At 62.3% G+C, this 26,637-nt stretch carries 21 protein-coding genes; 15 read left to right on the top strand and 6 right to left on the bottom strand.

All coding sequences use genetic code 11. The features are described from left to right. Positions 1–395 precede the first annotated feature (395 nt). The 4 genes from NPS29_RS18160 to NPS29_RS18145 all read left to right on the top strand — a co-directional run bounded on the left by NPS29_RS18160 (position 396) and on the right by NPS29_RS18145 (position 4,269). Positions 396–608 carry a DUF6124 family protein gene (locus NPS29_RS18160; protein WP_274134124.1) on the top strand — a complete coding sequence of 71 codons (213 nt, stop codon included), beginning with the start codon at positions 396–398 and terminating at the stop codon, positions 606–608. 80 nt (positions 609–688) lie between these two features. Next, entirely contained in the window at positions 689–2,899 is a 2,211-nt protein-coding gene (locus tag NPS29_RS18155) for a heavy metal translocating P-type ATPase (RefSeq protein ID WP_274134123.1), read from the top strand. After that, entirely contained in the window at positions 2,896–3,297 is a 402-nt protein-coding gene (cueR, locus tag NPS29_RS18150) for a Cu(I)-responsive transcriptional regulator (RefSeq protein WP_274134122.1), read from the top strand. Before NPS29_RS18155 ends, cueR begins: the two co-directional genes overlap by 4 nt. A gap of 156 nt (positions 3,298–3,453) precedes the next feature. Then, entirely contained in the window at positions 3,454–4,269 is an 816-nt protein-coding gene (locus NPS29_RS18145) for an Ig-like domain-containing protein (protein WP_274134121.1), read from the top strand. 103 nt (positions 4,270–4,372) lie between these two features. Here the strand turns inward: NPS29_RS18145 and NPS29_RS18140 are convergent, their stop codons facing one another. Beyond that, the gene (locus NPS29_RS18140; RefSeq protein WP_274134120.1) at positions 4,373–5,266 is read right to left on the bottom strand and encodes a PA4780 family RIO1-like protein kinase; all 894 of its coding nucleotides are present in this window, start codon (positions 5,264–5,266) and stop codon (positions 4,373–4,375) included. A 309-nt stretch (positions 5,267–5,575) separates the two neighbouring features. Then, positions 5,576–7,921, bottom strand: coding sequence for an autotransporter outer membrane beta-barrel domain-containing protein (locus tag NPS29_RS18135; RefSeq protein WP_274134119.1), 2,346 nt, complete (start codon positions 7,919–7,921; stop codon positions 5,576–5,578). 638 nt (positions 7,922–8,559) lie between these two features. On the opposite strand from NPS29_RS18135, the gene NPS29_RS18130 reads away from it, so the two are divergent. The 3 genes from NPS29_RS18130 to NPS29_RS18120 all read left to right on the top strand — a co-directional run bounded on the left by NPS29_RS18130 (position 8,560) and on the right by NPS29_RS18120 (position 13,045). Continuing rightward, the gene (locus tag NPS29_RS18130; protein WP_274134118.1) at positions 8,560–10,551 is read left to right on the top strand and encodes a hypothetical protein; all 1,992 of its coding nucleotides are present in this window, start codon (positions 8,560–8,562) and stop codon (positions 10,549–10,551) included. A gap of 146 nt (positions 10,552–10,697) precedes the next feature. Then, on the top strand, positions 10,698–12,581 hold the full coding sequence (locus tag NPS29_RS18125; protein ID WP_274134117.1) for a hypothetical protein: 1,884 nt from the start codon (positions 10,698–10,700) through the stop codon (positions 12,579–12,581). A gap of 41 nt (positions 12,582–12,622) precedes the next feature. After that, positions 12,623–13,045, top strand: a complete 423-nt coding sequence (locus NPS29_RS18120; RefSeq protein ID WP_274134116.1) for a hypothetical protein — start codon at positions 12,623–12,625, stop codon at positions 13,043–13,045. A gap of 22 nt (positions 13,046–13,067) precedes the next feature. Here the strand turns inward: NPS29_RS18120 and NPS29_RS18115 are convergent, their stop codons facing one another. After that, entirely contained in the window at positions 13,068–13,874 is an 807-nt protein-coding gene (locus NPS29_RS18115; RefSeq protein ID WP_274134115.1) for an AraC family transcriptional regulator, read from the bottom strand. A gap of 184 nt (positions 13,875–14,058) precedes the next feature. Next, positions 14,059–15,336: an acetyl-CoA C-acetyltransferase gene (locus NPS29_RS18110; protein WP_274134114.1), complete on the bottom strand. Its 1,278-nt coding sequence runs from the start codon at positions 15,334–15,336 to the stop codon at positions 14,059–14,061. A gap of 234 nt (positions 15,337–15,570) precedes the next feature. Between NPS29_RS18110 and NPS29_RS18105 the strand changes: the two genes are divergently transcribed. The 7 genes from NPS29_RS18105 (at position 15,571) to NPS29_RS18075 (ending at position 22,533) form a co-directional block, all read left to right on the top strand. Continuing rightward, positions 15,571–16,926 (top strand): 3-oxoacyl-ACP reductase, encoded by a 1,356-nt coding sequence (locus NPS29_RS18105; RefSeq protein ID WP_274134113.1) that lies wholly within the window; start codon positions 15,571–15,573, stop codon positions 16,924–16,926. Between the two features lie 49 nt (positions 16,927–16,975). Then, positions 16,976–17,833 (top strand): MaoC/PaaZ C-terminal domain-containing protein, encoded by an 858-nt coding sequence (locus NPS29_RS18100; protein ID WP_274134112.1) that lies wholly within the window; start codon positions 16,976–16,978, stop codon positions 17,831–17,833. A 156-nt stretch (positions 17,834–17,989) separates the two neighbouring features. Then, positions 17,990–18,295 (top strand): nucleotide pyrophosphohydrolase, encoded by a 306-nt coding sequence (locus tag NPS29_RS18095; RefSeq protein ID WP_274134111.1) that lies wholly within the window; start codon positions 17,990–17,992, stop codon positions 18,293–18,295. Next, positions 18,292–19,041, top strand: a complete 750-nt coding sequence (locus tag NPS29_RS18090) for a methyltransferase (RefSeq protein WP_274134110.1) — start codon at positions 18,292–18,294, stop codon at positions 19,039–19,041. The genes NPS29_RS18095 and NPS29_RS18090 overlap by 4 nt, the downstream gene beginning before the upstream one ends. A gap of 20 nt (positions 19,042–19,061) precedes the next feature. After that, positions 19,062–19,685 carry a DUF4136 domain-containing protein gene (locus NPS29_RS18085; RefSeq protein ID WP_274134109.1) on the top strand — a complete coding sequence of 208 codons (624 nt, stop codon included), beginning with the start codon at positions 19,062–19,064 and terminating at the stop codon, positions 19,683–19,685. 27 nt (positions 19,686–19,712) lie between these two features. Next, entirely contained in the window at positions 19,713–20,279 is a 567-nt protein-coding gene (locus tag NPS29_RS18080; protein WP_274134108.1) for a DUF4136 domain-containing protein, read from the top strand. Between the two features lie 259 nt (positions 20,280–20,538). Continuing rightward, positions 20,539–22,533 carry a pilus assembly protein TadG-related protein gene (locus NPS29_RS18075; RefSeq protein ID WP_274134107.1) on the top strand — a complete coding sequence of 665 codons (1,995 nt, stop codon included), beginning with the start codon at positions 20,539–20,541 and terminating at the stop codon, positions 22,531–22,533. Between the two features lie 236 nt (positions 22,534–22,769). On the opposite strand, the gene NPS29_RS18070 is transcribed toward NPS29_RS18075, so the two are convergent. Next, positions 22,770–25,541 carry a PAS domain-containing sensor histidine kinase gene (locus tag NPS29_RS18070; protein ID WP_274134106.1) on the bottom strand — a complete coding sequence of 924 codons (2,772 nt, stop codon included), beginning with the start codon at positions 25,539–25,541 and terminating at the stop codon, positions 22,770–22,772. Beyond that, the gene (locus NPS29_RS18065; protein WP_274134105.1) at positions 25,531–25,989 is read right to left on the bottom strand and encodes a TadE family protein; all 459 of its coding nucleotides are present in this window, start codon (positions 25,987–25,989) and stop codon (positions 25,531–25,533) included. The genes NPS29_RS18070 and NPS29_RS18065 overlap by 11 nt, the downstream gene beginning before the upstream one ends. 75 nt (positions 25,990–26,064) lie before the next feature. Between NPS29_RS18065 and NPS29_RS18060 the strand changes: the two genes are divergently transcribed. Further along, on the top strand, positions 26,065–26,535 hold the full coding sequence (locus NPS29_RS18060; RefSeq protein WP_274134104.1) for an A24 family peptidase: 471 nt from the start codon (positions 26,065–26,067) through the stop codon (positions 26,533–26,535). The last annotated feature ends 102 nt before the right edge of the window (positions 26,536–26,637 follow it).

Below are 26,637 nucleotides of genomic sequence, written 5' to 3'. Positions count from 1 at the left end.
TGAGATCGCCCCCGCCGGCAAGCCGTGCTGCTACGGGGGTGTGGTGAGATTGCGCTGGCGTTCGGAATCGCCATTTCCTGCAACACATCTGACGGTTTGTAGCCCCTTTCTGACAGGCTTCTCCCTTTCTTATGCAGGACATTTCCTAGAAACTCTCAGGCGCTTGTGCAGCGCGATCTGAGTGCTAATCTGCGGCCGTCGCTGGGAATCAGCGATCGGGTTTAGCAGCCTGAATCAACTCAGATCAACGCACTCCATCCTATGGTGGCTTTGCGCGGGGCACCTTCGGGTGCGCCGGGTTCTGAGGTCCCGGTCTGCTAACCCGTTGTCAAAGCCGCCACCCTTCATTTGTTTAGCAGCGAAGATGCCGGTGGTCCCAGACCTCAGGATGAAAAATGCTAAAAATCACCCCCGACCCACCCAACCCCACACTTGAAGACTCCCTCGCCCAGATCTCCGGGCTGTTACGCTGCGCCAAGGCTACCGCCTACGAAAGCGCCGACGCTCAGAGCGGCAGCAAGCGCGATCTGGCGTTTTCCGTAGTGCATCTGATCGACATGGCGCGAACCATTGCCGAGCAGTCGCTGGACCAGATCGAAGTGCGTTGATGCGCTGAAAAACGGGACTTGACCTTGCCAACGTGGCAAGGTTGATCCTTGCTGGCAATAGCCTTCAAGGAGTGTCCGCGATGCCCAGTCCTCAGACGTTTGATCTGCCCATCACCGGCATGACCTGCGCCAGTTGCGCAGGCCGTGTCGAGCGTGCGTTGCGCAAGGTGCCCGGCGTAACGGTTGCGACAGTGAACCTTGCCAACGAACGCGCCCACGTCGAAGTGCAGGAGCGTATCGACCCCGCCAGCCTGATCGCGGCGGTGGACAAGGCCGGTTACGGCGCAACCCTGGAGCAGGACCGTGCCGCGCAGCAGGCCGATCAGCTCAAGCGCCACGACAGCGAGCGCTGGCATCTGCTGCTGGCGATCGTCCTGGCCTTGCCGCTGGTCCTGCCGATGCTGTTGCAACCCTTCGGTATCGAGTGGATGCTGCCCGCCTGGGTCCAGTTCGCCTTGGCAACCCCGGTGCAATTTTTCCTCGGCGCGCGCTTCTATGTCGCCGCTTACAAGGCCGTGCGTGCGGGCGCGGGCAACATGGATTTGCTGGTGGCGCTGGGCACCAGTGCCGGTTATGGCCTGAGCGTCTATCAGTGGCTGGCCAGCGCCCATCACGACATGCCCCACCTGTATTTCGAAGCCTCGGCGGTGGTCATCACTTTGGTATTGCTGGGCAAATACCTGGAAAGCAGCGCCAAGCGCCAGACCGCCAGCGCCATCCGCGCCCTCGAAGCCTTGCGGCCGGAACGGGCGATTCAGGTGGTCGACGGTCAGGAGCAAGAGGTAGCGATCAGCGCGCTGAAGCTGGGCGATCAGGTGCTGGTCAAACCCGGCGAACGCTTCCCGGTGGACGGCGTCGTGATCGACGGCCAGAGCCACGCCGACGAAGCGCTCATCAGCGGCGAGAGCCTGCCGGTGCCCAAGCAGCCGGGCGACAAGGTCACGGGCGGTGCGATCAACGGCGAAGGTCGTCTGCTGGTGCGCACTGAAGCCCTGGGCGGCGAAACCGTGCTGGCGCGGATCATTCGCCTGGTCGAAGATGCGCAATCGGCCAAGGCCCCGATCCAGAAGCTGGTGGAAAAAGTCAGCCAGGTGTTCGTGCCGGTGGTCCTGCTGCTTGCCCTAGCCACGCTGGGCGGCTGGTTGTTGGCCGGAGTGCCACTGGAAACTGCCATCATCAACGCCGTGGCCGTGCTGGTCATCGCCTGCCCTTGCGCACTGGGGCTGGCCACGCCGACCGCGATCATGGCCGGAACCGGCGTCGCGGCGCGCCATGGCATCCTGATCAAGGACGCCGAAGCGCTGGAGCGTGCCCATCAGGTGAGCGCAGTGGTCTTCGACAAGACCGGCACATTGACCAGCGGCACACCACGCATCGCCCACATGACCGCCATCGATGCCGATGAGAACACATTGCTGCTGATGGCCGGAGCGCTGCAACGGGGCAGCGAACACCCACTGGCCAAGGCCGTTCTGGACCTCTGCGCTGAACGCAACCTCAAGCCCGAAGACGTCAGCAACAGCCGCTCCCTCGCCGGGCGCGGTATCGCCGGCACGTTGCATGGGCGCGAACTGGCGCTGGGCAACAAACGCCTGCTGGACGAAAGCGGCCTGGCTGCCGATGCCCTCGCAGGCACCGCAAGCGATTGGGAAGCCGAAGGCCGTACGCTCTCCTGGCTGATCGAAACCGCTCCGCAGCCCCACGTGCTCGGCCTGTTCGCCTTTGGCGATACCCTCAAGCCCGGCGCCGCGCAGGCCATCGTGCAACTCAAGCAACGGCACATCAGCAGCCACTTGCTGACCGGCGACAATCGCGGCAGCGCCAGAGTGGTCGCCGAGGCGCTGGGCATCGATGACGTGCACGCCGAAGTCCTGCCCGGGGACAAGGCCGCCACTGTGGTTGCATTGAAGAAAACCGGCGTCGTGGCCATGGTCGGCGATGGCATCAACGACGCCCCGGCCCTGGCCGCCGCCGACGTGGGCATCGCCATGGGCGGCGGTACCGACGTGGCCATGCACGCTGCAGGCATCACCCTGATGCGCGGCGACCCGCGCCTGATCCCCGCCGCCCTGGACATCAGCCGCAGGACCTACGCCAAGATCCGCCAGAACCTGTTCTGGGCCTTCGTCTACAACCTGATCGGCATCCCGCTGGCCGCCTTCGGCCTGCTCAACCCGGTGCTTGCAGGCGCAGCCATGGCGTTATCCAGCGTCAGCGTGGTGAGCAATGCACTGTTGCTGAAAACCTGGAAACCAGACGGGCAAACGCAAAATCACGGAGACCCACAATGAACATCGGCCAAGCCGCAAAAACCAGTGGCCTGAGCGCCAAGATGATCCGCTACTACGAATCCATCGGCCTGCTGCAGGCCGCCCATCGCACCGACAGCGGCTACCGGCTGTACGGCAAGGACGACCTGCACACCCTGGCCTTCATCAAGCGCTCGCGGGACATGGGGTTTTCACTGGAAGAAGTCGGCAAGCTGCTCACACTCTGGCAAGACAGAGGCCGCGCCAGCGCCGATGTAAAGGCCCTGGCCGGACAGCATATCGAAGAACTCAACCGCAAGATCGCCGAGCTGACAGGGCTGCGCGATACCTTGCAGGACCTGGTGCAGCATTGCCATGGAGATGACCGGCCGGATTGTCCGATATTGAAGGATCTGGAGTCGGGCGGGTGTTGTGCGTGACGTTTAAACCAGGCATCGACGTTCGCAACCGATCCTCGCGATATGCCGACACACCTTGATCGCGAATCAATATAACTTCGCCCGGAAAAACCCGCTTCACTTTACAAGGTGAATAACGACGCTCCCCATCATTGGACAACATGAAAAGGAATTCCCATGAGCGACAATTCCCTGCGCGCGACCACGGTGGAAATTCGTGACAACAACATCGTGCTCGCCAACAACGTACGCATCCAGGCTGACGGTTCCTGGAGTTTCCTGACCTCCACCTTGGCCCCGGGCGCTCATACCTTTACGGCCCATGCCGACGGTCAGATGTCCAACAACTGGGTGATCAGTGTCGGAACGAGTCAGATGGATCTCAGGGCGCCGCATTTCCGGGGCGCAACAGGCGTGGGCCAGAACCGTGAAGAAATCAATTACTATGCCCAGGAAGGTGACGGCTTCGTCGAAATTCCCGATTACGGGATGAACCCAGGGGACACGGTGCGCCTGACGTGGGTGGGCCGAAGGGTGACGGTGCAATCTGAAGTCCAGCCTGTGGCCAATCCTCCGAGGCCCTTGGTGTTCAAGATCTCCATGTACGAGATCATCGACTGCATTGGGGTCAACGCGACCATGACCTACACCGTGGTGAGGGCACCGGCCGGCCCTTCCACATCACAATCCATGTCCCTTTCGGTGTTTGGACATGTCGGCGCCATCGATGCGCCCACCATCAACTCGCCGAACAATAACAACATCCGCGTGCAGTTCGCTCAGAACTATTACTCCGCACAAGTGCGGTTCATCGGGCTGACCACCGTTGAAAGCGCGGTACGGGAATTCCATGGCGACTACATCAACTTTGCCATCAACGAAACATGGCGCGCTCAGAACCGGGGTAAGCCCGTGCTGTTCAACTACAGCTTGAAAAGGTTCGACAACACCCAGATCTTCTACTCACAGATTCTGAGGGTCAATAATCTTTAACGCTCAGCGCCTTCGCGATTGCAATCGCCGGCAAGCCGGAAGCGGCGAAGCGGGTAAAAAAAACGCCGGGGCATGGATCCCCGGCGCTTCATTCACTGCTCGATCACTGCATCCACGGCGGAGGCGGTTCCTCGGTCTTGTCACGCGGGGCATCTTCTGCCGCTCGCGCTGCCTGCCTGCGGGCTTCATCCCGTTGCGCCGCCTCGATCTCGCGCAGCACGCTGTTCACGTCGGCGACGTCGTCGGGGTCAGCGAACTCGCCGGTCAGCACCGTGGCCGGCGAGAGCGTGCCGGCTTCGTAGTGGGACCACATCTCCCTGGCATAGCGGGTTTTTTTCAATTCCGGCGCAAAGTGGCCGAAGTAAGCGGCCATGTTGCCAACGTCGCGCTCCAGCATGCTGAAGGCGTGGTTGTTGCCTGCGGCGTCCACCGCCTGCGGCAGGTCGATGATGACCGGACCTTCGGGCGAGAGCAGCACGTTGAACTCGGAAAGGTCACCGTGCACCAGTCCGGCACACAGCATCAACACGATTTGCTGGATCAGGAAGGCGTGGTACTCGCGCGCCTGATCGGGTTCCAGGGTCACGTCATTGAGGCGCGGCGCCGCATCGCCGTAGCCGTCGGACACCATTTCCATGAGCAGCACGCCTTCGAGGAAGTCATACGGCTTGGGAACACGCACCCCCGCGTTCGCCAGGCGGAACAGGGCTGCAACTTCGGCGTTCTGCCACGCATCCTCGGCTTCCTTGCGCCCGAATTTGGAGCCCTTGGCCATGGCGCGGGCATCGCGACTGTTGCGCACCTTGCGGCCTTCCTGATACTCGGCCGCCTGACGAAAACTGCGTTTGTTCGCCTCCTTGTAAACCTTCGCGCAGCGCAACTCTTTGCCGCAGCGCACCACATAAACAGCTGCCTCTTTACCGCTCATGAGCGGGCGCAGCACCTCGTCTACCAGACCGTCTTCGATCAGCGGTTCAATGCGTTTTGGAGTCTTCATCAGCTTTTATTGTGGGTCCTTCGTGGCCAGACACGCGATTGTTGCTCGTTATACGGCAATCCTCAGCCTGCGAGTAGTGGTGCGGTGAATGCAGTCATGGATTCGATTGCAGATCATAGGTTCCGCCGATAATGGCAAGCACCTTTCATGCCGCAGCGCAGCATAGACCAATGTAGGCACCCGAAGGCCGGCCAGCTGTGAGCGAATATGACCACCCATGGGGTCGATCAGGCACCCGGCAGCGAACGCCAGACACAAGAAAGGGGCCTGTCACGGCCCCTTTCATTACCGCAAATGATTGCCTCTTCGTTACCAGCTGTAGCGAACCCCCACGTTCACGCCCCAAGGCTGCTCGATATTCTTGCCATTGCTGTAATCGACATCGGCATGCAACTGCAGCACGTCGGTCAGTTGCGCAGCAATACCTGCACCCAGCTCGCCACGGCTGCCGGACAGATCGTTGCTGAAAGTGTTGTCGTTGACCTTGACCCGGTTGCTGTTGGCGAATTCATGGGCCAGCGCCACCTTCACGTAGGGTTGCACGTAGCCGCCCTTGTCCAGCGGGAAGTTGCGGCCCACGGTGGTGCCGACCTTGCCCAGGAAAGAGTCGGCCTTGTTGCTGTCGGCACGCATGCCGTTGTCCAGCGAGTAGTCGGCGCCCTGTACCCAGAGGCTTGAGAGTTGCGCGTAGGGCTCGACGAACCAGTCGTCCTGCAGCTTGATGTGCTTGCCTGCTTCGACCGAGGCACCGATGCCGTTGGTGTTGTAGTCGCCACCGGTCTTGGCGCCATCGCTCATGCGCACGTCCGAGGTGTTCTTGAAGCGGTTGGCCTTGATCACGGCGTCGATGTAGTAGCCGCTGTCGGACAGCCAGGTGGTGTAGGCACCCAGGTAGTAGCTGTCGACGTGGCCGGAGGTGCCTGCGGCGATGTCCAGGTCAGAGCGGCTGTAACCGGCCAGCACACCCACCAGCCACTGGCCGTCGGACACCGGCAACGGTGCGTCGGCACCGAAGGAGATACCGTGCTGATTCTGCTGGTAAGCGGTGCCGCCAGCTGCGGACATGTTGTACTTGTTGCCGTAGGCGCGGGTCCAGGCGCCGCCCTGGCTCTGGCCGTAGCGCAATTCGCCCATGCGGCTGCGCAGGGTGCTCAGTTCGCCATACCAGACGGTCGGCGCGGCGCTGAACAGGCTGATGACCGACTCGGTGCCGGGGGTCACGATCGGGTTGCCGTCGTCATCGAATTTCTGCACCAGGAACCAGTCGGTGCCGCGCTGCTCCAGGTCATAGGCGAAGGTCCCGAAATCCACCTGCCCGCCGACCACCGCAAAACCTGCGGTGCTGCCTGTACCGGTGTGCACCACCTGTTGATCCGGGCCGCCCTTGACCGGGTCCACGCCGGTGTTGCGGATCAGCAAGTCATAGCTGCCGCTGGCTTGGCCGGAGACGCTCACCAGGTCACCCTGCTGTGCGCCAAGGTTGGTGTCCATGATGAACCGGCCATTACCCGACAGCGTGCCGAGGTTCAGGGTTTCGAAGGTGCCATCACCCGAACCCAGCTTGACCGTGCCGGCATTCATGGCGAGATTGGTCACGCCCTGGCCGTCGTTGGTGGTCCAGGTGGAGTTGTCCAGGCTCAGGTTGGTGACGTTGCTCAGGTTACCGGTGACCGACGAGTTGCCGGTCAGGTTGAAGTTCTCCACATCACTGACGTTGCCGCTGACGCTGGAATTGTTGCTTGCGGTGAGGTTGGTGGTGCGGGTCAAGTTGCCTGAAAGGCTGGAGCCGTTGTTCAGGGTGAAGTCCGCGACGTTGGTAATGTTACCCGTCGCGCTCGAGTTGTTGTCCAGCAGTACCGTGGCACTGGAGCCGTCCTGCACCAGGATACCGCCGTTCAATCTGCTGCTGTCTACGGTGACCTGAGCGGTGCTGTCTGCGCCGACCTCCAGCGCCAGGCCGTTGCCGCCATTGAGTTGCGCACCATTGGCGATGATGATGTTGGCGCTGACCGGCGTGCCGGCATCCAGCGAGCCCAGGAACAAGGCGCTTGAGGCCGTACCCGTCACGGTCGATCCATCGATCAGCAGGGTGTTGTTACCCTCCCCCACGCCACCGATGCTGTCGTGTGTCATGTACACGCCGTAGTTCGCCCCCGTCACGGAACTGCCAGCGAGCACCGTGGCATTCCCGCCTGTCAGGAGAATCCCGGTGCCATCGACCAGTGGGTCGAGGGTTCCAGACGCAGCTCCGTTGACCACCGTTCCATTGAGCACCACCGAGCTTTCGAACGTCGCAAAGATCCCGGCGCCGGCGCCACTGATGCTGCCGCCGGTGACACTGGCGCTGGAAGGAGGGCCGAACAGGGCGTTGCGGTTGATGAGCAGCCCGAAGCTGCCGGTGCTGGTCACGTTAGTGTCGACGAGTGTGGCGGTGGAGCCGAACAAGGTGATGCCCTCGCCCGCTCCCCCGGTCACGGTCGAACCCTGCATGTTCAGCGTCCCACCGTCGAACGAGGTAATGTTCAGCGTATTGGTGCCCGGCAAGGTGTTGAGGATCGATCCACTGTTGAGCGTCCAGGTCTCGACTGGATCGTCGGGGCCGATGGTGACTTCCAGATCGGGGATTATATTACCGGCTTGGGCGTATGAATTCATTGCGAGAAATACAACCGCTGCCGCTAATGAATGGTTGAAAGACTGAAAGACCAGTTGTTTTTTCACATTAAGATCCTTGACTGCCGCGAGTCATGAACCGGGCAGTTATCGGGAGGCAAGAAGCGCGGTAGTAGACATGAACTTGTCTGTAAGATCTGTAGGATGTGTCCGCGCACGGCGTAGGAGACTTCCTACATTGCAAGCTCACCCCTCAATGCCGCCAACCATCATCCATTTGTACGCACTCATTCGAGCAGCAAGTTCAGCGGGCAACCCCGCGCCACCTTGCAACACAGATCAAAACCGCATTAAACACGGCCTTCCTATGCCAACATAGCTCTTAACGCTTGGCGAGTTAGTTTGATTCGCGATAGAGATTACTTCGAATAGCTATAACTAATGTAGTTAGAGCCCATCGCTATTGTCTCAATTGCCAATCAATCTAAATGGCGCCAAATGCCTGAACTAGCCTTCGAATGCGGTAAATTGAAACCTGACGCGAATGTCCATGGATGGAACGAAGTCATGTTCCCCTTCCCATGCTCAGGATTGAAGCGGCTCTATGGGCAATGGCCCGTAGAGCCAACACAGACACGTCAGCGTTATCGAACATGACTCCAACCTCGAGGATGAGAAAGATGGACAATTCCCCCCTTCCCCTGAAAACCAGGCTCAAATATGGAGACAAACTCTCCGTTGCCGTGGCACGGCCCCAGCCCGTGACCCCAGCCGGTGCGCCCGCCCCGAAAGCCGTAGATCCGGCTCTGAGCGCGCCAACCGTCGCCGGCCAGTTCGCCAGCAAGAAAATCCCGGTGGCCGAAGCCGATGCTGGCATCAGAGTCGAGGTTCCTCGCTGGCCGACAATGCTGGCGACGTACCGCATCCGGATCACCTGGGATGGCAATGATGCTTCCAACGTGGTGCCCACAGTGCCGCCGTTTTACGAAATCACGGCCGCCGATGTGATGGACCCCAACTTCAAATGGACCGTTCAGCTACCGGCGTCACTCACCGCGCAGGAAGGCACTCACGTGGTCAGCTATCGGGTGACCACCCGTCTGGGCGGAAACGCAACCTGGCCGACTGCCGGCACAACGATCATCGTTGATCGCACCGCTCCCGGTGGTGAGTTGCTGCCGATTCTGTTGGGTGACGATGAACAACAGCTTCCTCCTTTGATCACCGCCGCAAACTTCATCAACGACGAGTTCATCACCACTGTTTCCGACTACGACGGGATTGAACTCAACGATGTGCTGGTTCCATGGATACAGCGAGGCACGGACCCGATTGTGCGCCTGCCGGGATCCGCCGAACTTGTCGATGCCGACGAAGTGCATACCCGCAAGGTCAAGCTGCGCTTCAAGAGGTCGGACGTCGAAACCCTGGCCGATGGCGTGATCAACTTCGGCTATAACATCACCGACGAGCCGGGTAACGTTTCTTTCGACTCTCCGGCGGCGAGGATTCGAGTCATTCTTCTCGACGTTCCCTCCCAGCTCGAAGCACCGATCGTGCCGGCCTTTCTCAATGACGGCGTGGTGAGCTATAGCGATGCGGTGGCAGGGGTGGATGTGCAGATTCCGATCTATCGTGATCCTCATCTGGCCGACGTTATCGTGGTCGACTGGGGCGGGCAGAAATCGGCGCCGTATTCGTTGACCACCGCCGACCTCACTCAGGACCCCGTGACCACCATCAAGCTGCTGTTTCCTGTGGTCGCGACGGCCGGTTCCAATCCACGGCTTCCCGTGTCGTACACGGTCTCGCGTGAAGGTTTGCCTTATCCATCTCCTGTGCTGGAGGTTAATGTCGACCTTCGAGTACCGGGCGGACCCGATCCCGAGACGAACCTGAAGCAAATCGTGATTGAAAGTGGCACCGGAGACATCGACCGCATCTCCGAAGCGGCCTTCAGCCTGACGGCATTCGCCATCGTCAGTAACCGGACCAACGATACTCCCCCTCAACCTTCTTTCGTTGCCGGCGACATCATCACCGTCACTTGGGGTGGAACGGACGTAGCTCCTCCTTATACTGTTGCCACGGGTGACAATGCTCAACCATTGCGCCTGGCCGTACCTCCTGGATATTTCCAGGCGACGGGAAATATCCCGGTGAACTACCGTATCTCGCGCGAACTGCAACCGCCTTATACACCTCCGGTACGCGAAGAAGGAGCGCCGCTGCCGAAACTGATTCCGGTGGAGTCCAGCCAGGGCAAACCCAACGATGGCCAACCCTTCTCCGGCCCGACCTATCCGGACAAGAACGCCGATGACATCATTGACCGTGAAACAGCACAAAGACCGGTGCGCGTACGGACCCAGGTTGCATTGACGAACATGGCCGCAGGAGACGACGTCGAACTCACACTCAAAGGTGTCGACTTTGATTCAGGGGCGGATCTGCCCGTGCCACCACTGGTGCAAGATCATACGATTTCCCCTGAGGAGTTTGCGCGGGGTTATTACGACTTCATCGTGAATAGAGACTTCCTGCGCAGCATTTGCCAGGGCTACATGGTGGGGACCTACAAACTGACCAACAGCAGAGGGTCGGGTATCTCGGACGCCTCCAGCGTGATCGTCGACCTGGCCAACACGGAGTTTCCGTTCTGCGAAGCGTAACCGCGCAGTGACTCGACCAGGGGCGAATCCTGACCCAGGAATCGCCCCGCTTTTACACTCAATACTGAATCGGCCATGTTCAACCATGGCCGATTCTGCAGGGTGGATGTGCCACGGCGCAGGCCGCCCAAGGAAGGGTATACAACATGGACGCACTCTCTGACATCGGCATACTGGCGCTGTTTCGCCCCAGCATTCCCGTGGTCGATCAGGCAAACAAAGGCGGGCTCGGCGTACTGGAACTCAGGAAAAACCCACCGGAGCCGGTGGTTGTCACAGCCCCTATCGCGCTGGGGATGCAGCCCAACACCACGCTGGTCCTGTACTGGGACAACCGAGTGGTGGACTCCTACAAGATTTCGCCAGAACAATTGGGCACCGGGCTGATCGTTTTCAGAGTGCAGCCACACCTGATACTGGACAACGACAATGCCGTCCTCTACTACACCTCCGCCTCGCCGATAGGTGGAAACCCGGACACATCGCCCACCAGGACGGTCATCGTCAATACCCAGGTGCCTGGCAATCCTCCCCTCAACCCCACCGACCCGATCAATACCAACCTGCAACCGCCGCGCAACATTCCCAATCCTGTGACGGATGCCAATTCGGCCAACGGCATCACAGTGACGATTCCCAACTGGGTGAACATGGAGGTGGGTGACATCCTTACCCTGACCTGGGGACAAACCCGCATCCCCTTCGGTCGTCCGCTGGTGCAGTCAGACCTGGACCGCCCTTTGACGATTCATGTGAGCCAGGCGACGGTTCTGGCGAACTCCAACATGCTGGGCCTCAAAGTCTTCTACGACATACGCGACATCGTCGGTAACTGGTCGCTCAACTCCCGGGCGTTCGTTACCGATATCGAGGCGGGCTCGAACATCATGCCTGCGCCCAGGATCAACGAAGCCGATGCCAATGGAGATATTGATCTGGCGAGACTGGGCGCCGGCAATGTGCATGTCGTGGTACCGGTCTACTCGCCGTGGACGGCCCAAGACCACGTCGCCATCCGCTGGCACGGGCTGACGGCCGGTGGCAGCAGCGTCGATGAGACGGTGGAATTCGACATGACGCCCGGCGATGAAGGCTTTCCGGTTACCAAAGAGATCCAGAACCCGACCGTGACGGCCATCGCCGGTGGCACCGCGGTGGTCTACTACGAAGTGAACAATGTACGGCGCTCGCGACGTCGGTCGCTGACGGTCAGTGGCACTGTTCCTCCGCTGGCAAGGCCGCAAGTGCTCGAGGCGCAGAACGGGGTGCTCGACCCCGCTATCCTTCCCGGCACCGGTGCGACCGTGGTGGTGCCGCAATATGCGGGGATGGACAAAGACGACAAGATCTATCTGTATTGGGAGGGCACGACAGCAGCAGGTGACGCGACCCATTACTCCGCCGAACATACCGTCGGCACCATTGGCTTCGTACAATTTTCTGTCCCGACTGCCGCCAACGTCACGCCTCTGGCAGGGGGCAGTGTGAAGATCTACTACACGGTGGTGGTCGGACTGGTGAGCAGAACCTCCGATACCCTGCAACTGAGCGTGAGCCGCAACCAGCCGGTAGAACTGACCGAGGCTTTCGACATGGTTGGCAACAATATCATTCGCGCAGGCAACTCGATCCGGCCGCCTCACACGCTGATCTCGTTCGCGAGTGGCGCAGGCACTGCAGGTGTCAACGACGTGTACGACCCGGTGAGCCAGGGCGGTGACCCTGCATTGTTCCAGCGCCCGGCGTTGCAGGTGTGCATTGCCGATGTGGGGGTCCAGACGATCCTGATCGACCTGTTGCAGACATGGGATAGGGTCACGATCAACGTACTCGGCGCAGTACACGGGCGAACAACGCTCGAATTCCGGGATGAGCTCGACCGCTTTCTTTACGGCACCACGCCGCCTTCCGGAAGCCCGAGGAATCAGACACTGCAGTATTCAGCCAATGGCGGCACACCGATCCGCTACTTGCGGATCTTCGGCCAGCAAAACTGGACCGTGTGGGACAACATCAAAATGATCCGTTAACCCAAGCTCGTATCCTTGACTGCAAACGGGAGAAACACACCATGGCCAGTAACTTCAGAGCGCCCACATCGCCGGATGCGAACAACGGCTTTTTAAATCCTGCCGTTCTCACCAATGGCGCTCGTATCGATGTGCGATATGACGATATGTCAGTCAATGACTACATCATCGTGCATTGGGGCGCAGGCTACGAGACCGATCCGCAACCCGGCAGCAATGGCCCCGTAGTGCAGATTCTCATTCCCGCAGCCGAGGTGGTGAAGACCGCAGGACAAACCTTGCAGGTCACTTATACCGTCATTTTTCCGGGCGGCCCTGGCCTCTCGAACGCAAGCACGTTCATCGTGCCGGCGAATGCGACGGTGGTGGCGATCACCCAGGTGCTGGACAGCAATAACGTGTCGATTCCCAACGGTGGAACCACGACGTCTACGCGGGTGACTGTAAGAGGCTTGGTATCCTGATCGCTGTGCGTGTTCACTTCGGCTACGCCCGAAAAAGCTCCCCCGGCGTGAAGCCGAACAGGGTCTTGAAGGCGGCAATGAACGCCGACGTCGAGTCATAACCGCAATTGAGGGCGGTGCTGGTCACGCTGTCGCCCTCCTCCAGCGCATTGAGCGAAGCCAGCAGTCTCGCTCGTTGGCGCCAGCCTCTGAAGCTCAGGCCGGTTTCGCGCTGGAACAGGCGCATCAGGGTTTTTTCCGACATGCTCAAACGTGACGCCCACTCGGTGAGCGTGATGTCCTGGCCGGGTGCTTCGACCAGTTCCTGACACAGTGCCAGTAGCCGGGCATGGCGTGGCAGTGGCAGGGAGAAGCCGACTTCGGGGAGGTTGGACAGTTGGTCGAGGAGCACCTGCACCAGGCGGGCTTCCTGGCTGTCTTGCTGGGGGTAATCGGGGGGCAGGAGGCAGAATGCCTTGATGAGTTCCCGGGCCAGGGGCGTGACTTCCAGCACCCGGCAACGGCCCGGCGCCCAGAGCGAGTCCTGGGTGCGCACGTAGAGGCTGCGCATTTCGGCGCGGGTGGAGGTGACCACCTCGTGATCCAGCCCCGCCGGAATCCACACGCCCCACTGCGGCGGCGCGAAGAAACTGCCCTGCTCGGTGTGCACGCCGAGTACGCCGCTGATGGCGTAGGAAAACTGCACCCAGTCATGGCGATGGGTCGGCGTCCATGACCCGGCGCTCAGGCTTTCGGCACGGGCATACAGCGGCCGGGGCAGGTCGGTCAGCGCAGGGATCGAGCGCAGCGTTTCGGGGCTGCGCGAGGGGGAATGTCCGTTGCTCGGCATGGGCGGGCCTTTTGTCGTGAATAAGCAGTTTATCCAGAACGACATCAAACCTGTAGGTGCGCGCTTGCTCTGGGCCGCATCCGGACGATGGCGGTGGGTCAGGTGTGAATATGTATCTGACACACCGCGGTCGCGGGCAAGCGCGCTCCTACAGGGCAACGTCCGCCTTGGCGGCGGGGCGATTTCAGCGTTCGAGGATGGCCGTCACGCCCTGGCCACCTGCTGCGCAGATGGAGATCAAGCCGCGACCCTGCCCTGCCACGCTGAGCAACTTGGCGAGGTTGGCGACGATCCGCCCGCCGGTGGCGGCGAAGGGGTGGCCGGCGGCCAGTGAGCTGCCTTTGACGTTGAGCTTGCTGCGGTCGATCGACCCGAGCGGCGCACCCAGGCCCAGGCGGGTCTTGCAGTAATCGGCATCTTCCCAGGCCTTCAAGGTGCACAGCACCTGGGCGGCGAAGGCTTCGTGGATTTCGTAGAAGTCAAAGTCCTGCAAGGTCAGGCCGTTACGCGCCAGCAACCGGGGCACGGCGTATACCGGTGCCATCAACAAGCCCTCCTCGCCGCGCACGAAATCCACGGCCGCCGCCTCGCCATCGCGCCAGTACGCCAGCACCGGCAAGCCACGTTCCCGGGCCCAGTCTTCGCTGGCGAGCAACACCAGGGAGGCACCGTCGGTGAGGGGCGTCGAGTTGCCAGCGGTCAGGGTGCCCTTGGCGCTGCGCTCATAGGCCGGCTTGAGCGAGGCGAGCTTTTCAAGGCTGGCGTCGGGGCGCAGGTTGTTGTCCCGGGTCAGGCTGTGGAACGGCGTCAGCAGATCGTCGTGCCAGCCTTCGGCGTAGGCATTGGCCATCTTCTGATGACTTTCGAGCGCCAACTGATCCTGCGCCTGGCGCGGGATCTGCCAGGTCTGCGCCATCAGCTCGCAATGCTGCCCCATCGAGAGCCCCGTGCGCGGCTCGCCATTGCGCGGCAACTCGGGCTTGAGGTTATGCGGACGCAGCTGGGTGAGCGCCTTGAGCTTGTCGCCGGTGCTCTTGGCGCGATTGACCTGCAGGAGGATCTGGCGCAGGTCTTCATTCACCCCAATCGGCGCGTCGGAGGTGGTATCGACGCCACCGGCGATGCCGCATTCGATCTGCCCCAGGGCAATCTTGTTGGCCACCAGCAACGCCGCTTCAAGCCCGGTGCCGCAGGCCTGTTGCAGATCATAGGCGGGGGTTTGCGCCGACAGCCGCGAGCCCAGCACACACTCGCGGGTGAGGTTGAAATCCCGTGAATGTTTGAGCACGGCCCCCGCCACCACCTCGCCCATGCGCAGGCCGTGCAGGTTGAAGCGCTCGATCATCCCCTCCAGCGCGGCGGTCAGCATGTCCTGGTTGCTGGCAGTGGCGTAGGCGCCGTTGGAGCGCGCGAAAGGAATGCGATTGCCACCTATGATTGCCACGCGGCGTGTCTGATTCATGGAAAACTCCCTTTTTTGAGTGGGTGGTGCATGCAGATCCTGTAGGAGTGAGCTTGCTCGCGATGGCGATCTGTCTGACACATCTACAGTGACTGAACTGACGCTATCGCGAGCAAGCTCACTCCTACAGGAGCGCGTGAGAGCGTAGGACAGTGGATGCCAGCCAATAGCGTAGGACCTTCTACCTGACAGTGTGGTCCACTGCTTTGAACCCAGCCTCAAGGAGAGTGTTCCATGGCATCTGATCGCTACATTGACTTCGCCAACTCGGATATCGGTCGTCGGTTGGTCGGGGCAGTCGGGCTGCCGGCTCCCGTGCGCCTGGAGCGCTGGCAGGCCGGGCGGTTGCGGCCGGTGGAGGGCGCGCTGCTGCTCAGCAGTGGTCCGTTGGCCGAGCAGGTCGCAGGTTTTGCCCCGCGCATGACCGACCTGCTGTTCAGCTCTGGCGGCGAGGTCAGCGGCGCACACCCATGGAGCGCCGAGCAGGGTTCGAAGATCAAGGCCGTGGTGTTCGACGCCAGTCACCTTCTGCACACGTCTGAACTGGCGCAGTTGCGGGACTTCTTCCAGCCGGTGCTGCGCAGTCTCGATCACAGCGCGCACATCGTGATTCTGGCCCGCGATCCCGCCACCCAGAGCGATCCGCTCGCGTCGAGCACGCAACAGGCCATCGAAGGTTTCAGCCGCTCGCTGGCCAAGGAAATGCGTAACGGCGGCACCGTGCAACTGTTGCAAGTGGAAGACGGCGCAGAAGATCAACTCGAAGGCGCGCTGCGGTTTTTCCTCTCGCCCAAGAGCGCGTTTATCTCCGGGCAGGTCATTCGCCTGAGCGCCTGCGCCAGCAAGGTTCAGGACTGGAGCCGCCCGCTGGCTGGCCGCAAGGCGCTGGTGACTGGCGCCGCACGTGGCATTGGCGCTGCCATCGCCGAAACACTGGCCCGGGATGGCGCAGAAATCGTGTTGCTGGATGTGCCACAGGCCAAGGCAGACCTCGAAGCCCTGGCCGCGCGGCTTGACGGCCAGGCGCTGGTGCTGGACATCTGCGCCCCGGACGCGGCCACGCAGTTGATCGAGCAGATCCCCGGCGGGCTGGACATCGTGGTGCACAACGCCGGCATCACTCGCGACAAGACGCTGGCCAACATGACCGCCGATTTCTGGGATCAGGTGCTCAACGTCAACCTCAACGCCCCGCAGGTACTGACCCAGGCACTGATCGACGCCGGCGCCTTGCACGATAACGGCAGCGTGATCCTCATGGCCTCCATCAGCGGCCTGGCGGGCAATCGCGGGCAGACCAACTACACCACCAGCAAGGCCGGGTTGATTGGCCTGGCCCGGGCCATGGCGCCTGTGCTCAAGGCGCGGGGCATCAGCATCAACGCGGTGGCGCCGGGCTTCATCGAAACCAGCATGACCGCGCACATGCCCTTCGCCCTGCGCGAGGCCGGGCGGCGCATGAGCTCGCTGGGCCAGGGCGGCCTGCCGCAAGACGTCGCCGAAGCCGTGGCGTGGCTGAGCCAGCCGGGCAGCGGTGCCGTCAGCGGCCAGGTGTTGCGAGTATGCGGGCAGAGCGTGATCGGCGCCTGAACCAGCCTGTGGATGAAATGCACATGAGGATTAGCGCGGGAGAAAGTCGATGAGTGCGCATTGGCGTTATCTGGATACCCCACCGGCGTTGCCGGGCCTGTTCATGCAAGCGGCGCTGCGGCGCAAGGTCAGCGGTACGCAGTTGCCCGATCAGGGGCTGCGCTGCTGGGTCTCGGTGGATCCGCAGAAGGTCGAGGCCTTCGCCAAGGTCTGTGGATATGTTCCGGGCAGCCTGCTGCCGCCGACTTATCCACATGTGCTCGCCTTCCCGTTGCAGATGAAGCTGCTGACCGACAAGGACTTCCCCTTCCCGCTGCTGGGCCTGGTGCACCTGCAGAACCGGATCAGCATCCGTCGCCCGCTGGGCAACGTGATCAAGGCGCAGGTCAGCGTGCGCGTTGCCCGTCTGCGGCCCCACGCCAAGGGCGCGACGTTCAGCCTGATTACCCAGATCGAGGACGCGCTAGGCCTGCTGTGGGAAGAAGACAGCACCATGCTCTGCCGTGGCGTGCAGATACCCGGCGACGTCGAAGGCGCCTACGAGCCCGCGCCACTGCCCATGACCGAGCTGGCGACCTGGTACGCGCCGTCGGACATAGGCCGGCAATACGCCAAGGTCAGCGGCGATTACAACCCGATCCACCTGAGCGACAGCAGCGCGAAGCTGTTCGGCTTCCCCAAGGCCATCGCCCACGGCCTGTGGATAAAAAGCCGCACCCTGGCCGCGCTGGACGATCACTTGCCGGCGTCGAATGTGGATATTTCGGTGGAGTTCCAGAAGCCCGTGCGCCTGCCCAGTGAGGTGACGCTGTCGGCCAGCGCGGCAGGGTCTCATGGGCAGTTGAAGGTCCAGGGCAAGGAAGGGATCGTGCATATGATCGGGACATGGCAGCCTGCGGCTGATTGATAACCTGTAGGAGCGCGCTTGCCCGCGACGCGATCTTTCTGCCGGATATGTATCGAGTGACACGCCGCCGTCGCGGGCAAGCGCGCTCCTACGGGGGGCGGGGCTTGATTCCGCCATCCATCCCCCTGAAGCTACGCACCTTCAGGAGACCTGCCCATGAACCTCGACGAACTCACCCAACGCCTGCATCGCATCCGCGATACCAACGACTGGCGGCAATTCCACAGCCCGAAGAACCTTGCCATGGCCGCCAGTGTGGAAATGGCCGAGCTGGTGGAGATCTTCCAGTGGAAAACCGAGGACCAGTCACGCCAGTTGCCCGCTGACGAACTGGCTCATGCCGGACAGGAAGTGGGTGACATCGTGCTGTATCTGCTGCTGATGTGCAGCGAACTGGGGCTGGACATGAACGAAGTGGTAAGCGCCAAGCTGGCCGACAGCGAGCGGCGGTTCGCCAAATGAGTGATCGTCATTTCGACCAGTTGGCGACCCGTTTCGCCGAGAAGATCTACGGCGGTGCCAAGGGCGCGATTCGCCTGGCAGTGTTGCAGGCGGATTTGTCCGAGTGCTTACCGGATCGCCCATTGAAAGTGCTGGATATCGGCGGCGGATTGGGCCACATGTCGTTGTGGCTGGCTGAACGGGGCCACGACGTTACGTTCACCGAGCCTGCCGAACCGATGCTCGAAGGCGCGCGCCAGCGCTTTGCCGAAGCCGGGCAGACCGCGACCTTCATCCAGGCGCCTTGGCAGGATCTGCCAAGCCTGTTGAGCGAGCCCTATGACCTGGTGATCTGCCACGCAGTGCTTGAATGGCTCGCCGAGCCGTTCACCATCCTGCCCGTGCTACGCCAGTTGACCCGCGCCGACGGCTGGTTGTCTCTGGCGTTTTACAACCGCGACGCGCTGATCTACCGCAATCTGCTCAAGGGCCATTTCCGCAAGATGCGCAAAAACACCATGGCCGGTGAAAAACAGAGCCTGACCCCGCAACAACCCCTTGATCCGCGCGAATTAGCGGCGCAACTTGAAGGTATGTGGCGAGTCGAAAGCAGAAGTGGCGTTCGGGTTTTCCACGACTACATGCCCGTGGAATTCCAGGCCAAAGCCGAGCTTGCCGACCTGCTGGAGATGGAACTCGCGCACCGACGTCACCCAGGCTTCGCCGGATTGGGACGCTATCTGCACTGGATGTGCCGACCTGTTTGAGGCTACTTGCGGAGACCATCATGAAACGCCGTCTTGCTTTGCTCGCCCTGTGCGCAGGCCTTGCTGCCTGCCAGAGTCAAAACCCGTACCGTGCCGTCTCCGCCGCGATCCCGCCTGCCCCGCCGCAAGCGGCCAACGTCCTGGACATGAGCGCCTACCCTGCCGCGCCCCGGGATTTCGGCCGTTATCGCAACTGGACCTGGCTCAACAATCAGTTGCCGCCGGGTACCCAATGGGCCGATTCGGCGCAACTCGCCGAGGCGGTGAGCAACGGGCTGGATCAGCGTGGCTTGCGGCCTTCGCGCAATCCCCAGGCGGCCGACCTGAGCATCGCCGCCGACACCCGCGTGGAAACCCGGCTGCGCCAGGTGCGTGACGATTATTACGACCCGTACTATGGCGGCACGGGCGTGGGCTGCTACAACGGCTATCGCCACGGCTGCGGCGGTTACGCCAGCGTGCCCATCGTCAGAACCTATCAAGAGCAAGTGGTCGTGGTGCGCATCAGTATGTTCGATGCCCGCAGCGGCCAGCCCGTGTGGAGCGCCAGTGCCGAGACCGGCAGTGGCGGCGATCAGTCCGATCGCGCCAAAGCCCTGCGCCAGGCGGTACAGCAGGCTTTGACCGCCTACCCACCTACGTAATACTCGTTACGGTATCGGAGAGCCATCATGTTCCGCTGCATCGCTGTCGTGTGTGTTGCCCTGCTGCTCAGCGCCTGCCAGACCGATCGGGTCAATCGTGACTTCGACGCGCAGCGGGACTTCGGCGGGTATCGAACCTGGGCCTGGAAAGAGCCTGGCCTGCAATATCAACCCAATGATCCAAGGATCAAGAGCGACCTGACCGAGCAGCGCATTCGCCAGTCGGTCGGCGATCAGCTCGACCAGCGCGGCCTGCGCCCTGCCGCACCCGGCACCCGGGCCGATGTGCAGGTGCAGGCCTGGCTGATCGTCGAGGACCGCCAGCAAATGGTCACCACCAACTACGGCGGTGGCGGCTATTGGGGCAACCCGTGGGGCGGCTACTGGGGCGGCCCGATAGGCACCGAGACGCGTAATGTGAGCTACAAGGTTTCGACCTTGCAGATCGACCTGCTCGACGGCAAGGACGGCAAGCTGGTCTGGCGCGGCAGCACCGAACAGAGCGCCACCGACGGCAGCGCCAACCCCGCAGCCCGCGAACTGGCGCTGCGCCAGACAGTGCAGAAAATCCTGCAGCAATATCCGCCGCATTGATAAGGCACCTGTAGCAGCACGGCTTGCCGGCGGGCTGGCGCGCAGCGGCAGTAAACCCTGACAACAAGGTTTATCTGACACTCCCAAGGCGTCTGATTTTACTGCCGCTACGCGCCAGCCCGCCGGCAAGCCGTGCTGCTACGGGGCGATGTCACCCGCAGGATGATTGCCCAGCCAATGTCCGGCACGCACGCAAAGCCTCAGCTAGACTCCTCCACAACTCGGGTGAGTAGCGACGGCTTTGCCGAAGGAGTGCTGGATGTCTCCCCTGATGTACCCCTGCGCCCGCCGGGACCGGCAGCGTGGTGCCATAGGATTGATGGCAGCGCTGACGATGGCCCTGGCCCTGTTGTGCACCCTGGTCGTAGTCGACAGCGGTCGGCTGTACATGGAAAAACGCACCTTGCAGCGGGTCGCCGACATGGCCGCGCTGGAGGCGGCGAGCCTGAACGGCAACTGCACCGGCGCAAGCTCCGCCAAGGCTTACGCCACCCAGAGCGCGACCCGCAACGGCTTCACCGTCACCGACGCCAGCCGCACCCTGACCACCCTGTGCGGCACCCTCGCGGTGGGCGCCAACAGCCGCCGGGCGTTCACCCTGGACGCCAGCAGATCCGACGCCATCCAGGTCACCGTCAGCCACTCCGTGCCGCGCAGCATCGCCGCCGGCATCGGCGCGATGTTCGGCAGCGCCACACCTGCCGATGTCGCACTCACCGCAGTGGCAGTTGCCTCCAAGCCGTCGCCGCCCATGGCGCAACTGACCATCCGCAGCTCGCTGCTGAGCGTGAACGTTGATCAGAGCCGCGCCAACTCACTGAATTCGGCCCTCAGCGCCCTGCTCGGCTCCACCGTCAACCTGAGCCTGGCCAGTTGGAAAGGGCTGCTGGACACGGACGTGAACCTGCTCAAGTTTGCCGATCAACTGGCCATCGCCCTGAACGTGAAGGCAGGCGACTACACCCAGTTGCTGGCCACCAACACCACGCTGACCAAGCTGATCGGCGCTTCCATCAGTGCCCTGCAACAGAGCGGCGCCACGGCAACCATCACCGCCGCCATCAACGGCCTGACCAGCCTGCAAACGGCGGTGGCGGGATCGGGCGCCGGGTCTTCGCTGGTCAAGCTGGGGGACCTGCTCAACGTGCAAAGCGGCACGCCCAGCGCGGGGCTCGACGCCGGGCTTCAGGCGTTTCAACTGGTGCAGACCCTCGCGCAACTGGCTAACAGCAAGAACGCCGCGGCCATCACCCAGTCGATCAGCGTGCCGGGCCTGGCGCTGATTTCGGCCAAGGTCAAAGTGATCGAGCCGCCGCAACTGTCGGCGGTGGGCAACCCGCTGCTGGCCAAGGCAGACCCGATGGGCGCCAACCGGATCTACGTGCGTACCGCGCAGGTCCGGGCGCTGGTCACGGTCGATCTGCCGCTGCTGACGGGCGTGGTCGGCCTGGTCAACACAGTGGCGGGGCTGACCGGCCCGCTCACCTCCACCCTCAACGGCCTGCTGAACCTGAACCTGAGCGCGGTCGGTTGCCTGCTGGGCACCAAATGCACCCAGACCGATCCGCAAGTGCTGCCCAATGGGGTGAAGGTCTCGTTGGGACTGGAACTCGCGGCCGCCAATGCCCACGTCACCGACGTCAACTGCACCACCGACGCCACCAAGACCCTGACCACCCAGACCAACACCGCGCTGGCGACGGTCAGGGTCGGGACCATCGACGAGACCACCTTCTTCTCGAGCCTGACGCCGACCAATGCCGACCCGCTGGCCATCGTGGACATCGGCACCAAGGCCTGCAGCAATCTGCTGCTGATTCCGCTCACCTGCGATCCGCGCAAGCCCTTCGCGGCCGGTGGGCTGGGGCTGACGCTCAATACCTCGCTGGTCGGCAACGCCGCGCCATACACCTACGTGTTCAATCAGCCGCCTGAATTGACCAAGCCGCCGGCCATGCAACCCGCGCCGCCCAACGACATCGTCAACAGCCTGAGCACGACGCTGTCGGGGATCAGCATCAACCAGTTCGGCCCCAACGCCAATGCCACGGGGCTGGGAGCGCTGCTCAATACGGTGGCCAGTACGTTTAGCGGCGTCACCAATCTGGTCGGTGCGCTCATCAAGAGCACCCTGAGCCCGCTGCTCGATCCGTTGCTCAACAGCCTGCTGAGTAATTTGGGGATTGATGTGACCAACATCGATATCGGCGCCAACCTCAGTTGTCATCCAGGGCAGGCGCAGTTGGTGATTTGAAACTGCCTACCTGTAGGAGTGAGCTTGCTCGCGATGCGCTGTGTCAGGCATTGACGCTGTGACTGATACACCACATCGCGAGCAAGCTCACTCCTACAGGAATGGGGGCACGCGGAACCGTAGCAGCACGGCTTGCCGGCGGGAGCGTTGTGTCAGTCAACTCATCTGTGACAGACACACCGCCGTCGCGGGCAAGCGCGCTCCTACAGGTGGTGGCGCATGTTTCGGGGTAGGTGTCAGACCAGCGCGATGGGCAAGGCGATGCGGAAACAGGCGCCTTCACTCGCGTTGCTGACGCTCAGCCGCCCGCCCATCTGTTCGACGATGCCATAACTCACCGACAACCCCAGCCCGGTGCCCACGCCCACCGGTTTGGTGGTGAAGAACGGCTCGAAAATCCGCTCCAGCAACCTTGGGTCAATACCGCCGCCGTTGTCCTCGACCACCAGCCACAGCGTCTGGTCATCCTGTTCCACCCGCAACGCGATCCAGGGTTCGAAATCGCGGTCCTTGTCGCGCTTGGAGAGCAATGCATCCCGGGCGTTGACCATCAGGTTGATCAGCACCTGTTCAAGCTGATCCACATGCCCGCGCACCTGCACCCGCTCACCGTACTCGCCCACCCGCAGGTCGACGCCCTTGCCTTTCATGCCCTCGGTGAGCATGTTCAGGGTGCCTTCCACCGCCTCGATCGGGTCGAACAATTGCTGCTCGATTTCCGAACGCCGGCCGAACACGCGCATATGATTGACCACCCGCGCCGCGCGCTGGACCTGGGCGTCGATGCGGTTGAGTTTGTCGGTCAGGTAGTCGATTTCCACCTCGCCGTTGCTCAGGCGCTTGAGCACGTTGACCACCGCCATGCGCATGACGTTGAGCGGCTGGTTGATCTCGTGGGCAAGCCCGGTCGCCATCTCGCCCAGCGTCGCCATTTTCGCGCTCTGGTTGAGCTGCATGCGGGTGCGGCGGATTTCCGTGTTGTCGCGGCCCACGGCCTGGATTTCGATCAGTTCGCCGGCATCGTTGAACACCCCACGGTCGGCCCAGATCCACCAGGCATGCTCGCGGCCCGGCAGTTCGAGGCAGATCTCCGCCGTGCTCATCGGCGATTCAGGCGTCAGGTCGTCGATGCGCCGCAGGAAGGCCTCTTTCTGCTCGGCAGAAAACCATTCGCCCAGATTGACCCCTGGCAGTTGCGCGGGGGTGCATTCCAGGTAATCGGCCAGGGGCCGGTTGCCGAAGTTCAGGATCAGGTCCGGGGTGTAGCGGCAGATCATGGCCGGGGAATCTTCCACCAGAATCCGGTAGCGCTCCTCGCTCTCACGCACGCGCTCGGTGGCTTGGGTGGCGTCGGTCACATCCAGCCACAATCCCACCGCTTCCACCGGCATGCCGAGGTCATCACGCAGCAGCCGCGCCTCGTCCAGCAGCCAGTGGTAGCTGCCCTTTTTATCGCGCAGACGATAACGGCAACTGACCACGCCCTCGCGCAGCAATTGACGCGTGCGCTGGAACCAGATGTCGCGGTCATCGGGGTGAATGTACTGGGTGAGCTGGCCATCGCTGCACTCGGCCTGGGTCCAGCCCAGCAGCGGCGTGAGGCTGGCGCTGAAGAACGTAGGCTCGAGGCTGCCATGGTCGTAGCCCAGCACATAAATCACCGCAGGGGAGCTGGCGATCAGGTTATCGAGACGGGCGTGGGCGGCAGCGGCCTGGATTTCCTGGTTCTTGATATCGCTGACATCGAGCATGAAGCCCAGCACCCGACGCACCTGCCCGCTGACCAGCACCTGCCCCTGGATCCGCAGCCAGACCGGCGCCTGACCCGGATCGTCCTGACGTAACCTCACGCAGGACAGCATGGCGGTGCCGTGGTCACGCAAAAGGCTGAGGCGGCTTTCCAGTTCGTGGCGGTCAGCCGGGTGAATCAGTTGCAGCCAGGCGTCCAGCGCCAGCACATCGCGAGTCTCGGGCAAGCCCAGGGTGCGCGCCAGTTGCGGGGCCAACTGGATGTCTTCGCCACCGGGCAACAATTCCCACCAGCCGGTGCCCAGCAGATCCTGCAACACCGCCAGGCGCTCCAACTGGTGGCGGTGCACCTGATCGGCCTGGCGGTAGAGAATGGGGCCGGCCAGCGCCGCACACAGGTTCATCCACTCGCGATCACCCAGCTCGGGGGCCTGATGCGCGGCGTTGTAGAAACCGAACAGCAGCCAGGCCTTGATCGAGCCTTCCTTGTGATGGGGCAACAGGAAACCCTCGGCGTTGCCGAAGGCACTTTGCAGGTGAACCTGGGCGACAGGTGCGCCAAAGTCGATCTGGTGGGTGACGGTGCTGTTCAGTGAATCGAGATCGGTGCCCAGGCGCTGGCCGTCCTGCCACAGCTGCGGCGCGGTCTGGGCGTTGTAGTGGGCATAGATGCGCCAGCCCACGCCGCCGGGCTCGGCCAGGGCCAGGGCCAGGCAAGGCACGCGGTAGTTCTGCGCCAGTTCTTCGAGTTGCTCGGCAGTCACCGCCTGCAACCGCTCCAGATGACACCCCCGGACCTTCTCGGCCAACTGCCCGGCCAGGCGCAGGCACTGCTGACGGCTCTGGGCCGCGCTGGCCTGCTCTATGAGGTCGCCGATATCCAGCAGTTGCAGCAGCCAGTCACTGCCCTGCGCCTGCACCCAGCCACGGGTGTGCAGTACCTGACCGTTGGGGCGCCTGAAATCCAGGTCGAGCATGTGGCCCAGCCAGTCCTGCGGGGTGCCCTCCACCACCAGTGCGCTGCTGGGCATCAGGTAGCCGAGCAGGCGCTGCGCCGGCGTCACGGCCCCGCTCACCCCCAGCGCCGTACGCAGCGCCTTGCTGATGCCCGTGACCCGCCCCTCTTCGTCCAGCTGCATGTTCCAGTCGGCACTGACCGACGCAGGCTCGCTCACCTGAGGCAGGCGTTGCGGCGCGGGCTCGGCGGGCGCATCGGTTCGCCCCAGCCAACGATTGAGGATTTCGTTCTTAAGGGGCAAGTTGCAGGCTCGCTTCGGCTGAAAGGTAGGTCGGCAGATTCGGCACGTTGCCGATTCCGGGCAGGGTCATGACCGGCATGACCTGGGTCAGCTTGCTTCGCGGGTAATTGATGCGGACACTGAGCAGTTTGCCGTCGAAGGTCACCACGGCATCGGTGGCCACATTGAAGGCGAAGGCCGCGGGTATCCAGGCCAGTTGGCCGCTCAGCACCGAACTGGCCTGGGTGGTGACCACGCTGTTGTAGTTGTTCACGCTGGGGCTGATGGCGACGCTCTGGCGCACGGCTTCGGCGGTGGCGTTGTTGAATGACTGCATCATCAACAGCGGCAGGCTGTAGGTCACCAGGCCATAGAAAATGCCGAAGAAAATCACGAACGCCAACGCAAACTCGATGGCAGCGGCGCCGTTTTGTCCTGCGGGGGAAAAGTTGCGTGAGGTCCTTCGCATGCCGACGTCTACCCTGACAGTGCTACCTTGCATGGAGCATAGATTCTTTCCGGAAAACAGGACGTTTTTTACCCGATGAATTTACTTTTCCTACTCATCTGGTTTGCCGTTTGCGCGGACCAGGATGCGCGCAGCAGAAGGGTTTCCAACTGGCTGACATTCGGGGCCGCGTTGTTCGCCCTGATCTACCTGCTGAGCACCGGCACCAGTTGGCTGGGTGTGCCCATGGCGCAAACGGGCTGGGGCGTGGCCGTGGCGCTGCTCCTGACATTGCCGGGCTATGCACTGAATCGCCTCGGGGCCGGTGATGTGAAACTTCTCGTCGCACTGGCCCTGGCCAGCGGGCATCTGTACATACTCGGCACCTTCATCGGCGCCGGAGTGGCCAGCCTGGCCTGGCTGCTGGCGCGTCAAAAAGCCTGGCCCCTGCTCGCTCAAGGGCTTAGCAATCGCTACTCCAGGATGGCGCCGCAGGCGTCAAGCAAACAGCCCTTCGTGCCCTTTCTGTTCGCCGGTTTTCTGGTGATGGCGCTATGGCTCCATTAGTCGCATTGCCCGCTCTATCTATGTACATAGTCAGAAAGTGAGACTAGGTTTAGCCCTACGTCCGGACAGTGATAGTCCTACGAGGATTGCCGTGAAGGATTA

This window comes from Pseudomonas putida (genome assembly GCF_028682175.1).
Lineage (GTDB): Bacteria > Pseudomonadota > Gammaproteobacteria > Pseudomonadales > Pseudomonadaceae > Aquipseudomonas > Aquipseudomonas putida_AD.
The sequence above is the reverse complement of the archived record's forward strand: the minus strand, read 5'-3'. Positions and strand labels throughout refer to the sequence as shown.

Bases quoted from the DNA above. Each gene is read 5' to 3' on its own strand.
- NPS29_RS18145 (WP_274134121.1), top strand. From the start codon at position 3,454: ATGAGCGACAATTCCCTGCGCGCGACCACGGTGGAAATTCGTGACAAC.
- NPS29_RS18100 (WP_274134112.1), top strand. From the start codon at position 16,976: ATGAGTGCGCATTGGCGTTATCTGGATACCCCACCGGCGTTGCCGGGC.
- NPS29_RS18125 (WP_274134117.1), top strand. From the start codon at position 10,698: ATGGACGCACTCTCTGACATCGGCATACTGGCGCTGTTTCGCCCCAGC.
- NPS29_RS18090 (WP_274134110.1), top strand. From the start codon at position 18,292: ATGAGTGATCGTCATTTCGACCAGTTGGCGACCCGTTTCGCCGAGAAG.
- NPS29_RS18140 (WP_274134120.1), bottom strand. From the start codon at position 5,266: ATGAAGACTCCAAAACGCATTGAACCGCTGATCGAAGACGGTCTGGTA.
- NPS29_RS18080 (WP_274134108.1), top strand. From the start codon at position 19,713: ATGTTCCGCTGCATCGCTGTCGTGTGTGTTGCCCTGCTGCTCAGCGCC.
- NPS29_RS18155 (WP_274134123.1), top strand. From the start codon at position 689: ATGCCCAGTCCTCAGACGTTTGATCTGCCCATCACCGGCATGACCTGC.
- NPS29_RS18065 (WP_274134105.1), bottom strand. From the start codon at position 25,989: ATGCGAAGGACCTCACGCAACTTTTCCCCCGCAGGACAAAACGGCGCC.
- NPS29_RS18105 (WP_274134113.1), top strand. From the start codon at position 15,571: ATGGCATCTGATCGCTACATTGACTTCGCCAACTCGGATATCGGTCGT.
- NPS29_RS18060 (WP_274134104.1), top strand. From the start codon at position 26,065: ATGAATTTACTTTTCCTACTCATCTGGTTTGCCGTTTGCGCGGACCAG.
- NPS29_RS18120 (WP_274134116.1), top strand. From the start codon at position 12,623: ATGGCCAGTAACTTCAGAGCGCCCACATCGCCGGATGCGAACAACGGC.
- NPS29_RS18095 (WP_274134111.1), top strand. From the start codon at position 17,990: ATGAACCTCGACGAACTCACCCAACGCCTGCATCGCATCCGCGATACC.
- NPS29_RS18160 (WP_274134124.1), top strand. From the start codon at position 396: ATGCTAAAAATCACCCCCGACCCACCCAACCCCACACTTGAAGACTCC.
- NPS29_RS18130 (WP_274134118.1), top strand. From the start codon at position 8,560: ATGGACAATTCCCCCCTTCCCCTGAAAACCAGGCTCAAATATGGAGAC.
- NPS29_RS18075 (WP_274134107.1), top strand. From the start codon at position 20,539: ATGTCTCCCCTGATGTACCCCTGCGCCCGCCGGGACCGGCAGCGTGGT.
- NPS29_RS18115 (WP_274134115.1), bottom strand. From the start codon at position 13,874: ATGCCGAGCAACGGACATTCCCCCTCGCGCAGCCCCGAAACGCTGCGC.
- NPS29_RS18110 (WP_274134114.1), bottom strand. From the start codon at position 15,336: ATGAATCAGACACGCCGCGTGGCAATCATAGGTGGCAATCGCATTCCT.
- NPS29_RS18085 (WP_274134109.1), top strand. From the start codon at position 19,062: ATGAAACGCCGTCTTGCTTTGCTCGCCCTGTGCGCAGGCCTTGCTGCC.
- NPS29_RS18135 (WP_274134119.1), bottom strand. From the start codon at position 7,921: ATGAATTCATACGCCCAAGCCGGTAATATAATCCCCGATCTGGAAGTC.
- cueR (WP_274134122.1), top strand. From the start codon at position 2,896: ATGAACATCGGCCAAGCCGCAAAAACCAGTGGCCTGAGCGCCAAGATG.